The sequence below is a fragment of the Chitinivibrionia bacterium genome, from assembly GCA_009779925.1.
GTDB lineage: Bacteria > Fibrobacterota > Chitinivibrionia > Chitinivibrionales > Chitinivibrionaceae > WRFX01.
Genome location: WRAZ01000020.1, coordinates 23,495 through 37,035, shown reverse-complemented (window position 1 = coordinate 37,035; position 13,541 = coordinate 23,495). Strand labels below are relative to the sequence as shown.

At 43.1% G+C, this 13,541-nt stretch carries 10 protein-coding genes; 7 read left to right on the top strand and 3 right to left on the bottom strand.

The features are described 5' to 3' along the window. Positions 1-225: 225 nt before the first annotated feature. The 3 genes from FWE23_07040 (at position 226) to FWE23_07030 (ending at position 4,532) form a co-directional block, all read left to right on the top strand. Positions 226-1,917, top strand: coding sequence for a hypothetical protein (locus tag FWE23_07040; protein ID MCL2845187.1), 1,692 nt, complete (start codon positions 226-228; stop codon positions 1,915-1,917). Between the two features lie 147 nt (positions 1,918-2,064). Then, on the top strand, positions 2,065-3,084 hold the full coding sequence (locus FWE23_07035) for a branched-chain amino acid aminotransferase (GenBank protein MCL2845186.1): 1,020 nt from the start codon (positions 2,065-2,067) through the stop codon (positions 3,082-3,084). Then, entirely contained in the window at positions 3,084-4,532 is a 1,449-nt protein-coding gene (locus FWE23_07030) for a 4Fe-4S binding protein (GenBank protein MCL2845185.1), read from the top strand. Before FWE23_07035 ends, FWE23_07030 begins: the two co-directional genes overlap by 1 nt. An 83-nt stretch (positions 4,533-4,615) precedes the next feature. On the opposite strand, the gene gltA is transcribed toward FWE23_07030, so the two are convergent. After that, positions 4,616-6,844 carry an NADPH-dependent glutamate synthase gene (gltA, locus tag FWE23_07025; protein ID MCL2845184.1) on the bottom strand — a complete coding sequence of 743 codons (2,229 nt, stop codon included), beginning with the start codon at positions 6,842-6,844 and terminating at the stop codon, positions 4,616-4,618. A gap of 13 nt (positions 6,845-6,857) precedes the next feature. Continuing rightward, complete coding sequence (locus FWE23_07020; protein ID MCL2845183.1) at positions 6,858-7,316, bottom strand: copper resistance protein NlpE; 459 nt, start codon at positions 7,314-7,316, stop codon at positions 6,858-6,860. A gap of 286 nt (positions 7,317-7,602) precedes the next feature. On the opposite strand from FWE23_07020, the gene FWE23_07015 reads away from it, so the two are divergent. The 3 genes from FWE23_07015 (at position 7,603) to FWE23_07005 (ending at position 10,201) form a co-directional block, all read left to right on the top strand. Then, the gene (locus FWE23_07015; protein ID MCL2845182.1) at positions 7,603-8,442 is read left to right on the top strand and encodes a flagellin; all 840 of its coding nucleotides are present in this window, start codon (positions 7,603-7,605) and stop codon (positions 8,440-8,442) included. Positions 8,443-8,752: 310 nt separating this feature from the next. Then, on the top strand, positions 8,753-9,637 hold the full coding sequence (locus FWE23_07010) for an Hsp33 family molecular chaperone HslO (protein ID MCL2845181.1): 885 nt from the start codon (positions 8,753-8,755) through the stop codon (positions 9,635-9,637). 30 nt (positions 9,638-9,667) lie between these two features. Further along, positions 9,668-10,201, top strand: a complete 534-nt coding sequence (locus tag FWE23_07005) for a hypothetical protein (GenBank protein MCL2845180.1) — start codon at positions 9,668-9,670, stop codon at positions 10,199-10,201. A 3-nt stretch (positions 10,202-10,204) separates the two neighbouring features. Here the strand turns inward: FWE23_07005 and FWE23_07000 are convergent, their stop codons facing one another. Beyond that, positions 10,205-11,398: a hypothetical protein gene (locus FWE23_07000; GenBank protein ID MCL2845179.1), complete on the bottom strand. Its 1,194-nt coding sequence runs from the start codon at positions 11,396-11,398 to the stop codon at positions 10,205-10,207. Positions 11,399-11,593: 195 nt separating this feature from the next. Here FWE23_07000 and FWE23_06995 point away from each other — a divergent pair, with 195 nt between their 5' ends. Next, positions 11,594-13,531 carry a SpoIIE family protein phosphatase gene (locus FWE23_06995; protein ID MCL2845178.1) on the top strand — a complete coding sequence of 646 codons (1,938 nt, stop codon included), beginning with the start codon at positions 11,594-11,596 and terminating at the stop codon, positions 13,529-13,531. The last annotated feature ends 10 nt before the right edge of the window (positions 13,532-13,541 follow it).

Here is a 13,541-nt window from a genome sequence, read left to right as displayed (position 1 = left end):
CACGAATATAGCCAGTATTCAATTTTACGAGAAAATGAGAAAATGTATGTCTAACGGTTAGGCATACTCCTTTCTCGTTTATTTTCGGTAAAATAGGTTTTGGCTATAACCTCGTGGCTCGGAAATAAATTCGGGAGAAATGGAGTGCGCCTTTTTTATTTTCTGAAACACTCCGTATGAATTTGCAGGTAATGGCTATCTTAACTTAATACAAGGAGTGTTTTTATGGGTTCCAAAAAAATGGCGGCTTTGGCGGCGATGGTTGCCGCAAGCGTGGTGTGGGGACAGGTTGATTGGACTGCGGACGAAATTTCAATAACTACTGCGGCGGAATTGAGAGCATTGGCAAGTCAGGTGAACGGAGGAAACAATTTCAGCGGGCGAATGATTACATTGACCGACAATATTGACCTCGGAAGCGGAAATTGGACGCCTATCGGTAATTCCGTCGGCAACTCGTTTAGAGGGACTTTTGACGGCGGCGATTTTATTATCAGTGGAATTAACATCAATAATTCGAGCAATATTCAGGGCTTGTTTGGAGTAATCGGCGGCGGCGGAACGGTCAAAAATCTTCGTATTGCCAATGTTAATATTGTGGCAAATACGCAAGTCGGCGCTTTGGCGGGGCATAATCGCGGCGGAAAGATTGAGAATGTTTTTGCTGTCGGACAAATAAAAGGCGACGGCGACGTTGGCGGTTTGGTCGGAAGAAACGACATTTACGGCGATTATGTCGGCACAATTTTTAACAGCGGGGCAAAAATCGATATCATCACAAGTCAAAACAGAAACGGTTTTGGCGGATTGGTAGGCAGAAACATAGACGGAGCAAGAATAATAAACAGTTATGCGGTCGGAAATTTAAGCGGCGACGGCGACAATGTAGGCGGCTTATCGGGAACAAACGGCGGGTTTATCGAAAGGTCATATTCGTCGGGAAACGTGCAAGGACGAAATTTTGTCGGCGGGCTTGTCGGCAATAACGGTAATACTATTATTGAATCTTATGCCTTGGGAAACGTAAGCGGAAGCAATCAAGTCGGCGGTTTGGTGGGGTCTAACAGCAATGTTGCAAGCGCAATTATCTATTCTTACGCTGTCGGAAAAGTTAGCGCAAGCACATCTTTCAGTTGGTTGGTCGGCAACAATATCGCCGTAATCAGAAACAGCCATCACAGAGGTCAAGAAAAAAATATGAAAGAAATTACCACTTATACAGATTGGGATTTTGCCGACATTTGGGAAATGCCCGACAACAATCACATAAACAGAGGTTATCCGTTTTTGCGAGCTCTGCGTTATATTCCAACACCTTGCGAATGGATAAAATGGGAAACAATACGAGCCGCCACTTGCATTGCAACGGGTGAAGAAAAAAGCATTTGTCCGCTTTGTTCGGCAGTAAATATTCGAGAAACAGAGATAGACGAAAACGCCCATCTTTGGGACAGAGGCACAATAAAAACGGCGGCAACTTGCGTTCAAACAGGAGAAACTCTCCACACCTGTCGTTTAGACAAAACGCACACAAAAATAGAAATAACACCAATAAATCCCAATGCTCACACTTGGAACAAAGGAGAAGTGGAAATAGCCGCCACTTGTACAAATGTCGGACTGGTAAATCACATCTGCCTAAACGACGAAGAACACACCAAAACAGTGGAAGTTCCGATGTTAAGGCATCGATGGAGCAGCGAAAGAATACGCTTGGTTTCTCCGACTTGCACAGAAGACGGTAGGGAAGCACTTGTGTGTTCTGTTTGCGGTTATCACAACGAAAGACCGATAATTGCAATGGGGCACAGTAAGGGCTATTGCGAAGACAGTCGAAAGGTTTGCGCCAGAAACAATTGCGGCGTTTTTATAGCCTGCGAAATGCCACCGGAAGCACCCGGAAGAAGACGACGATAATTCTTAGGTTTCACCTGTTTTTAGTAAAGACAAGGCGCGCCTTGTCTTTTTTTCGTTTTTTATTTGTGGCAAATATTATTTTTCTGAGCGAAATAACAAACTGTGGTTTTATTTTAAAATTCGACAAAAGTAAGGAGTTTATAAATTATGCCTAAGCAAAAAATAGATTGGAAAAATTTGGGGTTTTCTTATATGCAGACAAATTCGCTTGTTCGCATAAAATTCAAAAACGGAAAATGGGGCGAAATCGAAACGCTGAAAGACCCGATAATTCCGATGCACGTAGCGGCTACCTGTATGCACTACGGACAGGCGGCTTTTGAAGGGCTGAAAGTTTTTGAAATGAAAAACGGAGATGTGGCGGCGTTTCGTCCCGACGAAAATGCTTTAAGAATGCAAGAAACTGCAGTAAGATTGCTTATGGAAGAGGTTTCTACGCCTTTGTTCTTGGAGGCTATGAAAATCGCTGTTAAGGAAAATCTTGATTGGGTGCCTCCTTACGGTACGGGCGCGAGTTTGTATGTTCGTCCTCTTTTGGTGGGGGCGGGACCGCGAATTGGCGTTCAACCCGCCGACGAATACGATTTTTATATTATGGTTGTTCCCGTTGGTCCCTATTACAAAAACGGAATTACGCCGATTGACTGCCTCATACAAACCGAATACGACAGAGCGGCTCCCGGCGGCATAGGACACATAAAAGCGGCTGGAAATTACGCGGCGGCTCTTTACAGCGGCGAAGAAGGCAAAAAAAGGCAGTACCCGATTTCGCTTTATCTCGACTCAAAAGAACACAAATACATTGACGAATTCGGCACATCTAATTTTATCGGCATTACCAAAGACAAAAAGTATATAACGCCCGATTCGCGTTCGGTGCTTCGCAGTATTACCAACAAATCGCTTATGACTTTGGCAAAAGATTTGGGAATAACGGTCGAGCAAAGAAAAATCGCGGTTGAAGAATTGGCGGATTTTGCAGAAGTCGGCTCGGTCGGAACCGCGGCGGTAATTACGCCTATTGCCTCGATTACTTACGGTGAAAAGGTGTATAAATTCGGCGAGACGGGCGTTGTAGGCGAAACGCTTCTTAAGTTATACAATCAACTGCAAGGCATCCAATACGGAGACATCGAGGATAAGCACGGATGGATGTATAAGATTTGATGAATTCGAGCGTATTTAAGATAATTCGGATTGCCGCGGCGATATTTTTTCTGTCGTCCGTGTCATTGTTGTTTTTGGATTTTTTGGGAATTCAACACAGATATTTGGCTTGGACTTCTCAAATTCAGTTAGTGCCCGCTATTTTATCGCTGAACGTTTTTTTCTTGCTCGTAATTTTAATAATGACCCTGCTTTTGGGGCGCGTTTATTGTTCTACCATTTGTCCGCTGGGCGTGTTTCAGGATATTGTTTCGCGAATTACAGGCATTTTCAAAAAAGATAGATTTTCGTATCGTCCGTCGCAGGATATGTTTGTGTTTTTGCGCTTTTCGATACTTGCAATATTTGTCGCTTCTTTGATTTTCGGCATTCCTGTAATTGTGGTAAACTTAGAGCCGTACAGTATTTTTGGGCGTGGCGTTTCGCAAATTTCGTCTCCGCGTATGCCGGTTCTTGCCGTCGCAATAATTTCTTTTTTGACGATTATAATTTTTGCGATAAAAAGCGGTCGCGGTTTTTGCAACACCATTTGTCCCGTCGGCGCGTTTTTGGCGCTTATTTCAAAATTTGCTTTTTTGAAGCCGCTCGCCAAAGAAAAATGCAACGGTTGCGGCTTGTGCGTGGGAGTTTGCAAAACGGGTTGCATAGACGTCTTAAATAAAGAAGTCGATTATCTGCGCTGTATTTCTTGCGGAAATTGCGCTGTAAAATGCCCTAAAAAAGCAACGGGATTTTCGATAGAATTTCCGAGTTTCGTAAAAAAATCGCCCCCCAAAGAAGCTCCGATAAACGAAGAAGACAACGCGCCGACAGACAATTCGCGCCGTGTTTTTATTACTTCGCTGACGTCAATTTTTGCTCTCGGATTTTTAACCCGCGCGTTTGGAAGTGAAAATCTTCAATTTGACGGCGGGCTTGCTGAAAATAAAAAAGCGCCCGTAAGAGATAATCCGATAATTCCGCCCGGCGCGCAAAATATTCGGAATTTCCGTCGTCGCTGTACGGCTTGTCAGCGGTGCGTTTCGCTTTGTCCGAATAATGTTCTTGTTCCGTCGAGCGAAATATCGAAATTTATGCAACCGCATTTGTCGTTTGAGCGCGGATTTTGCCGTCCGGAATGCGTAAGATGTTCGCGAGTTTGCCCGACAGGCGCGATAAAACCGCTGACCCAAGCCCAAAAAGCCAAAACGCAGATAGGGGTTGCCGTTTTTATAAAGGAATTCTGCATAAACTCTATCGAAGGCGGACGTTGCGCTCGTTGCGCGCACAGATGTCCGAGCAACGCAATAACTATGGTGCCTCAAAGCGAAGACAGTTCGCGAATAAAACCTGAGATAGACAAAACCCGTTGTATCGGTTGCGGCGCTTGCGAATTTTATTGCCCTGCTTCTCCCAATCGCGCAATTTTCGTGGATGGGGTTGACCCGCATAAAACGTTAGGTATATAATTAAAACGTCTCCTGTTTCAAAATCGCCGGCGTTTTGAGACGCAAGCATTGCGTCTCTACATTATAATGACGTTATTATTTCGTTATTCCAATCCCAAATCTGACAAAATTGCTTTTGCGGCGTCTATTCCTGCGCCCATTGCCATTATTACGGTGGCGGCGCCTGTTACAATATCGCCGCCTGCGTAAATTTTTGGTCTTGATGTTCGACCGCCGCCTTCCGCCGCGTTTATTGTACCGTGTTTGCCTGTGTCAAGGTTTTCGGTGGTTTTGGCTATAATCGGGTTGGGCGATGTGCCTATTGCCGCGATAAATACGTCGCATTCTATTATGAATTCGCTGTCGGGGATTTCGACGGAACGCCGTCTTCCGCTTTCGTCGGGTTCGCCCAATTCACATTTTATGCACTTAACGCCGCTTACAAAACCGTCGTCGCCGACAATTATTTCTTTGGGGTCGCATAAAATATCGAAAATTACGCCTTCTTCCTGGGCGTGGTGGATTTCTTCTAAACGGGCGGGCATTTCGTCGAAACTTCTTCTATATATAATATGCGCTTCGTCCGCGCCGAGCCGCAAGGCTACGCGAACTGCGTCCATCGCGACGTTTCCGCCGCCCAAAACCGCCGCTTTTTTGCCTCTTATAATGGGAGTGTTGCTGTCCGCTTTCCACGCGTGCATAAGGTTTACGCGGGTCAAATACTCGTTTGCCGAGTAAACGCCGTTTGCATTTATGCCTTTTATTTTCGGGAATTTAGGCAATCCTGCGCCCGAGCCTATAAATGCCGCCGAAAATCCGTCTTTTTCTAATAAGTCGTCGATGGTTGCCGTTTTTCCGACCACAAAATTTGTCTCGAATTTTACGCCGATTTGTTTTAGTTCGTCGATTTCCGCTTTAACGACCGCATTGGGCAAGCGAAATTCGGGAATGCCGTAAATAAGAACGCCCCCGACTTCGTGAAGCGCCTCAAAAACGACGACTTCCACGCCGTGTTTTGCCAAGTAGCCGGCTGTCGAAAGTCCTGCGGGACCTGAGCCGATTACCGCGACTCTAACGCTCGTTTTGGGATAAACGGGCAAATTAGGCGTTTTGTTTTCGCTGTTCCAGTCGGCTACAAATCGCTCCAGTGCGCCGATTGCTACGGGCTCGCCTTTTTTGCCTAAAACGCAGAGGACTTCGCATTGCGTTTCTTGCGGGCAAACGCGACCGCAAACCGCGGGCAGGGCGTTCGTTTTTTTTATTACCGCAAGCGCTTCGGCAAATTCTCCGCGTTTTACCAAGCGGATAAAATCGGGAATATTTATAGATACGGGACAGCCTTCAACGCAGCGCGGATTTTTGCACTCAATGCACCTTTGCGCTTCTTTTATTGCTTCTTCTTCCGAAAATCCTAAGTTTACCTCGTTCCAATCTCGTCGTCTTTCGTTGGCGTCTCGGCATCGCATTTCAATTCGTCCGCCTGTTTTTTTTATGGGGACGACTTTTTTTTCTAAGAGGCAGGCGTGCGCTTCGCTTTTTTCTACGACTTTTGCATAACTGCCCAAACGGTTCAGCAGTTCGTCCCAATTCACTAAACTTGCGTCGAATTCGGGACCGTCCACGCAGGCGAATTTTGTATGTCCGTCTATCGATACCCGACAACCGCCGCACATTCCTGTTCCGTCAATCATTATGGGGTTTAAGGAAACATAGGTTTTTATTCCGTTTGCTATTGTCAGTTTCGAGGTGATTTTCATCATTATCGGAGGACCTACAACTACCGAGCAGTCGAATTTTTGTCCGTCGTCGAGCAATTTTTGTATTATGTCCGCGCCAAAGCCTTTTATTCCTGCTGAGCCGTCGTCGGTTGCAATAAAGACTTCGTCGCAAAATTCGCGGTAATCGTTTTCGAGTATGAGCAGGTCGCTGTTTCGGGCGCCGATTATGACGACAACTTCATTGCCCGCATTTTTCATTGCTTTTGCTATGGGGAAGAGCGGCGCCGCGCCCAAACCGCCCGCCACGCACAACACTCTGCCGAAGTTTTCGACGTGCGTTGGGTTTCCCAGAGGTCCCGCCAAGTCGTTAATTTTGTCGTTTTCGGTAAATTCCATAAGCTTTTTTGTGGATTTGCCGACCGCCTGAACTATAATCTCAATCCAGCCCTCTTGCGCGTTTGAGTCGGCTATGGTCAGCGGTATTCTTTCGCCGTCCGCCGAAATGCGTATTATAATGAATTGCCCCGCCTTGCATTTTTTAGCTATTTTTTCCGCTTTAAGTCGAAGCCTGAAAATTGTCGGGGACAGTTGTTCTTTTTTTAATATTTGTACCATATTTTTTTCTTTCTCAATCAATCTTTGTTAAAATGTATTTGTCTTCGAGCGCGCCTTTTATTCTCTTTCCGTCTTTATCGAGTAAAAACAATCTGCCTTCGCCGACCTGAAAATGCTGTGGGAAATTGTCTGCGCCCAAGATTATAGCCGAGCCGCTTTCGTTCCATACAAAAGTTCCCGAATAATTGAAAACGCTGTCGCTTTTTGAAAGATATTGCCAAAACAGAAAAAACGTTTCGTCTCTGTTAAGCGTAATTCGAGTATCTATACCTTCGCAGTCGGCGCAGGGGAGAACTCCCGCATATTCGCCCCACCAATCCAAGGCGTTGCGTGAGTTGTGGTAGGTTATCAAGTATTCGTAAGCTGAAAAATCTTCGTTTTCGATGTTTTTTTTATCGACTAAGAAAAACATAAGCACAATTACCGAAACAGTAAAAATTGCAAGTTTGTAAAAAACCTTTTTAGTTTGCATAATTTCTCCTTTTTTCCTTATACTATAATAAATATACGTTATGCCTCAATAAAAAATCGTCATAAAGCAATAACATTGCAAAATCGTTGAACTTCTACACTCAAGCGGGAACAAAAACAACAAAATTACAAAAATACTTACTTACTTACTTAGAACTTTAGTCTTTTTAAAACAAAACACTAAAGTTCTAAGTAAGTAAGTAAGTCCGATGAATTGAATGTAGCCAAGGATGTGCTACTGAAAATTAAATTAACAACCGCTAAGGCGGTAAAGCAAGGAGGCTTTTATGCGTATTAACAACAACATTTCATCAATGCATACACAGGGTGCATTATTTATGAACAACAGAGCGGTAGGTAAAGACCTTGAGAAGTTGTCAACCGGTCTCAGAATTAACAGAGCAAGCGACGACGCGGCAGGCTTAGCGATTTCGGAAGGCTTGCGTACTCAAGTCAGAGGACAACAGCAGGCAAAAAGAAATGCGCTTGACGGTATAAGCGCACTTAACATTGCAGAAGGCGCAATGAACGAAATCCATAATATTTTGCAGAGAATGAGAGAGCTTGCAGTTCAGGCGGCAAACACGACTTACAGCGATACCGAACGTGGTTATTCGCAGTTAGAATTTGATGCGTTGACGGAAGAGATTGAGAGAATTATCGATAATACCGAATTTAACGGTATAACTCTTTTCTGCGACGGCGATGGTGGAGATACCTTCTTTAACGGTAATGATTTGCAAGTTGGCGCAAACGATAGTGCTGACAACCAAATTAAAGTGGATTATGGTGATGTAACAGCAGAAGGATTAGGGGTTGATGACTTAGCCGGAGTTGCTACACAAGATGAAGCCGTTGAAACGATTGGTGAGTTGGACACTGCAATAGAAAATTTGAGTAAATCGCGTGCGGAAATCGGTGCTTTGGTAAATCGTTTGGAAAGCACAGTTAACAACCTTACGACGTCGATTGTCAACCAGCAGGCGGCGGAAAGTCAAATCAGAGACGTGGACTTTGCGCTTCAAGCATCGAAATTCACCACAAATCAGATTCTTACACAATCTGCAACGTCGATGTTGGCTCAGGCGAACGCTTCTACTCAAGGAGTATTGTCGCTTCTTCGTTAATAGGTTATTGTTGTTATATGTTTTGTTATTTTTCAAAGAGAGCAGGCGGAGTTGTTGCCGCCTGTTCTTTATCGGAGCGGGTATATTCCATGTTTTTATATTCGCTTCATTGGGGAAGGTGCTTTTTTTGTTATTTTGCACCATCTTCATCAGGGGCAGGCACTTTCTGTTGTTATTTTGTGCTTGTCCCTTATTTTTTTTAAGAACAGGCGTTGTTGTTGCGCTTGTTCTTTTTTTTGCCTTTTTTATTGTGGCATAAATTATTTTGTTCGCGCAAAATTTTATTGAATTTTAATTATTAGGAAAAATAATGGCTGATAAATTGATAAAGGCGATTTCGGAGTCGGGGACTATTAGGGCTTATGTTGCAATTACCACCGATACCGTAAACAGCGCTTATAAAATTCAGGAGCCTGCCGCGCTTTCGGGGATAATTCTCGGAAACGTGCTTACTGCGGCAGGGCTTTGTGCGGCGACGCTCAAAGGAGAAGATGAGCGGCTTTCGCTTTTGTTTCGGGGAAACGGAGTTATCGGAAAGGCAGTGGCGGAAGCGACGGCAAACGGAAAAATTCGAGGATATACAGCTAATCCGAAAACCGAATTTGTGGCGGATAAAGATGTGATAACGCAGATAAACGAGGCGATAGGAGTGGCGTCTTTACTTACGGTGAGCAAGGATTTGGGGCTAAAAGAGCCATATTCGGGAACTATAAACTGCGAAACGGGCAACATTGCGGCGGATATTGCTTATTATTTTACGCAATCGGAGCAAATCCCGACAGCATTGGCGATTTCGACTATTCCTAATGCCGACAACAGCGCGGTCGAGGTTTCGGGCGGATATTTGATACAACAGATACCGCAAGACGGAGGAAACGGCGCAAAAGAGCAATTAGAACTCGAACAAGTTGCCGAGGCGGCGCAAAATTTTTCAATAAATTCTATGCTTCTCGAAAAAAAATCGCCGCAAGACATAACAGATAAAATATTTTCGGGTGTAAAATATAAGATTTTAGAAGTCAATGATTTGCTTTTTGAATGCACTTGCAGCAGGGACGCCGCAATGAACGCCCTGAGTGTTTTGGATGACAAAACAAGAGCGGAAATGTTGGAGAAAAACGAAGATTTAGAAATTAAATGTGAATTTTGCCAAATGTTGTATTATATTTCTCTACACGAGGATGCAAAAGAGTAAAATTAACTCAAAACGGAGGGACAGATTATTATGAGCAACCTAAAAGACAGCGGTGTTCTGGTAAACATTGATGATAATGGGATTTGCCGAATTAAACTTGTCGGCGATCTCAGATACGATTCAAGTGCAAAGGGGTTTATTGAGTTTGTAAATACCAAACTTACAGATGAAAAAATATCAGACATTATCATAGATACGCAAGATTGCGACTACATAGACAGTACAAATGTAGGCATTTTAGGGCAAATTGCCAGAATTCAGACACAAAAAGGCGCAAAAAAACCGGTGATTTTCTACAAAGAGCCTTCAAAGATTTACAATGCTATCAACGATGTTGATATAAATACGCTTTATGACGTGCATTTTTGCGGCGGAGGTAAATGCGCTTACGATTGGTATGAGAATGACGATTATAAAAACCTTCCGAAAGAAGAAGCGACCAAACAGGAGATTTCGGAAATAATGCTCGAAATGCACAAAGTTTTGCACGGTCTGAGCGATGGAAATCAGATTAAATTTGAGTCGGTTGTAGAGCAACTCAAAAAGGACAGCAGGCGAAAATAATAATCATCTGAAATTTCCGTTTATTATATCAATATAAAGGTTGAGCGCTTTGGGTTCCATTCTCTGAGTGGTTTCTAAAGTTATGAGTATGCGGCTTTTTATGGGTTCTGCGCCTTTAAGCGTGTTTGGAGTGGTGAAAAACTGCTCTGTATTTCCGAATGTTTCGCTGTCAAAAAGCGTGTAAACCACCGATTGCCCCGATACGCCTCTGATTACATTAAACTTTCCGCCTCGTACCGAAATTCCGTCTCTGTGAAAAGGCGGTCTTATTTCGGAGGCATAGTCGAACCTGCCGTAAACTATCTCAAAAAGGTATTCAAAAAGAGAAAGATGTTGCTTGTTTCGGTCGATAATAATTTGGTATCTTGCAGGGTGAAGCGCAGCTCTTGCGGGGTCCCAAAGCAACGGATTTCGGATTTTTTGCAAAAAAATTTCGTGTATTTCTATGTTGAGATTTGGCTCTTTGTCGGGGAATAATCTTGGCGGCGCTAAAGATAAAAATTCGGCAAATCGGTATTCTTCCGTAAATATAAAGCTTACCCTTCCGTCTTGTTCTCTGCTTTCCCAAGATGAAGATATGGGACTTCTTTCTTTTTGTGAAAAGTGAAAGTAGCCTCTCGATATGTCGCTTTGATTATAAGTTCGTCCAAAATTTCGGGGGATAAAGCAAAGGCGCGATAGCTTTGAATATTGCTCTAAAAACGAGGAAGATACGGGGGCGTTTACGTAAAGAGAATCTAAAATCCTGAAGCCGTCTCCAACTCTTCCCGCTTTAATTTTATTTACTCCGCTGAGCCAAAAGGACTGGTATCTTTGCGGAAAATCTTGCTTTAAAATTCGGACGATGGAGTCGGCGGCGAAAAATCCCTCTTCGTTTTCTAATTGATAATAATAGTGCCAAAGAAGCGCCTCTAAAAAGTAAATTGTCCACAAGTCGTCTGCCCAGACGCGAGAGTTCAGTTCGTCGAGTTTTGACATTATTCGCTCTTCGACTTCTTGCTTTGAAACGGCGTGTTGCCAATCCGAAGTCCAAGAACTTGCGTACGGCTCAATAGAAACGGCTATTTCTGCGATAATGTTTTCGAGCATTTCGGAGGATACGTGAACAGGAGTAATCTCGCTCACCGATATTGCAAAGGCGATTTTACAAAAAAGCAAAGAGGCGATTATTGTCGAGATTATGCATTTTTTTATCATTTATTACCTTTTTTATCGATTATTTTACATAAAATACTAATTTTACCGGACAATAAGGGAGGCGTCTATTGTCAAAATTGCGCTTTTTTCGCGAAAATTGAAAAAAAAGGGGAAGCGAGCGTCGCCCAAATATTATATTATCGGCGGAAAATTAAAAGTATATTCAAAAATTTAAGTTATTAGGGGCGGCTAATTATGAGTATTATTATAGACAAAAAATCAACAAAAAATGCTATTCCGAGAGAAAAAGGTTTTATATCCGTAAGATTTAAAATTATTTCTATTGTTTTGGGATTTTTCTTTGTTTTGGTTTTAGCATTTGCTTGGTATTCACATTCGGCAATATCCGACTACAAAAACTTGCGTCTCGAAAACGTGAGAAAAGAAGTCGAGTTTGAAACGGAAGCGGTAAACAAAGTAATAGCCAAAATAGGGCAGTCGGCATTGTTTGCCGCTTCGGGGGCGAAGATGGCTCTCGAATGCAAGTCGAGGTCTTTGGGCGAAAGAATTGCATATCAGATTATGAAAAACACAGAGGTAGCCATCGGAGTCGGATTTTGGTTTGAGCCGTCTCGTTTTGACTCTTATGTGCGACAGGCTGGCGTTTATGCGTTTATAGGAGAGTCGGGTGAAATCGAAATGGAAGATTTTACTCTTGTTGAAAATAATTATAATTATTTTAACTCGGGATGGTATATAGAAATCGCACGTCTCCTGCAAAGACCCAACGAGGTTGTCTGGACTCGTCCTTATATTGATGATTCGGGTACATTTGCGCTTATGGTTACCGCGGGTGCGGGCGTGTTCGATGAATACGGAACTTTGGTTGCTTTATCGACGGTCGATTGGAGAATAAGCGAAGTTATTGAAAAATTAATAGCAATAAAACCTTCGGAAGGAAGTTTTGCGGTATTGTCCGACCCCGAAAAAGATTTTATTATATCGAATACTCTTACTATGAACTGCGAAGGAGACGAACTGAGCGTACTTCCTTTGGACATAAACGCCGAAACCTTTGAATTGAATGGTAAGTCATATATAACTTTCAGCCGTTTTATGGATAACGGATGGCTTTTGTCCATACACGTTCCCGCAAAAGAAATTTTCGCCGAAATAGAAACACACATAAAAATGCTTGCTATGATAAAGATATTTGTTGCGCTCATAATGTTGTTTTGTGTGTATTGGTTAATCGCAGTATTGGTAAATAAGCCGATTGCCCGTTTAATTTCGGACGTTAATGAACTTGGCGGCGGAAATCTGGACAAACGGATAAAAATCACTTCAAAAGACGAAATCGGAATGCTTGCCGCGGCTTTCAATAAAATGGCAGTTGAACTTGATGCGTCTATTAAACAAAACGCAAAAGAGCAAGCGGAAAAAGAGCGAATTTCCACAGAATTAGACATTGCAATGCAAATACAAAAAAGCGTGTTGCCTCGTGTTTCCACACCATTCCAAAACTGTACGGGCTTCGATATTTATGCGAATATGTTGCCTGCAAAAGAAGTTAGCGGAGATTTCTATGATTTCTTCTGGGTTAATTCCGATACGCTCGGCGTGGTTATTGCGGACGTATTCGGAAAGGGTATTCCGTCGGTGCTGTTTATGATGATTGCCCGAATACTCATAAGAAACAATGCCCAAGCAGGCAAACAGCCTAAAGAAGTATTTGAATTTGTCAATAATTTACTCTGCGAAACTAACGATGCGGGTATGTTTGCTACCGTCTTTATGGGCTATCTCGATACGTCGAACGGAAAATTAACATTTGTGAACGCGGGGCATAATCCGCCACTTTTGCGCAGTAAGGGCAAATACGATTATCTGGGAATAAAAAGAAGCGGTTTTGTGTTTGCAGGAATGCAAGATACGTCATACGCGCAGAACGAAGTTATTTTACATTCGGATGACGAATTGTTTTTATACACCGATGGCGTAACGGAAGCGTTAAATGCGAAAAACGAACCTTTCGGCGATGAGCGTTTGCTTAAAATATTAAATGACAGTTCGGGTTTGCCGCTTAAAGATTTGGTTGAAAAAACGAAGAATGAAATAAAAAAATTTGCCGACGGAGCAGAGCAATCGGATGATATTACAATTCTTGTGCTACGGTTTAAGGGAGCAAAATAAAAATTGGGAA

Coding starts and splice junctions, on each gene's coding strand:
- FWE23_07040 (MCL2845187.1), top strand. CDS start 226: ATGGGTTCCAAAAAAATGGCGGCTTTGGCGGCGATGGTTGCCGCAAGC.
- FWE23_07035 (MCL2845186.1), top strand. CDS start 2,065: ATGCCTAAGCAAAAAATAGATTGGAAAAATTTGGGGTTTTCTTATATG.
- FWE23_07030 (MCL2845185.1), top strand. CDS start 3,084: ATGAATTCGAGCGTATTTAAGATAATTCGGATTGCCGCGGCGATATTT.
- gltA (MCL2845184.1), bottom strand. CDS start 6,844: ATGGTACAAATATTAAAAAAAGAACAACTGTCCCCGACAATTTTCAGG.
- FWE23_07020 (MCL2845183.1), bottom strand. CDS start 7,316: ATGCAAACTAAAAAGGTTTTTTACAAACTTGCAATTTTTACTGTTTCG.
- FWE23_07015 (MCL2845182.1), top strand. CDS start 7,603: ATGCGTATTAACAACAACATTTCATCAATGCATACACAGGGTGCATTA.
- FWE23_07010 (MCL2845181.1), top strand. CDS start 8,753: ATGGCTGATAAATTGATAAAGGCGATTTCGGAGTCGGGGACTATTAGG.
- FWE23_07005 (MCL2845180.1), top strand. CDS start 9,668: ATGAGCAACCTAAAAGACAGCGGTGTTCTGGTAAACATTGATGATAAT.
- FWE23_07000 (MCL2845179.1), bottom strand. CDS start 11,398: ATGATAAAAAAATGCATAATCTCGACAATAATCGCCTCTTTGCTTTTT.
- FWE23_06995 (MCL2845178.1), top strand. CDS start 11,594: ATGAGTATTATTATAGACAAAAAATCAACAAAAAATGCTATTCCGAGA.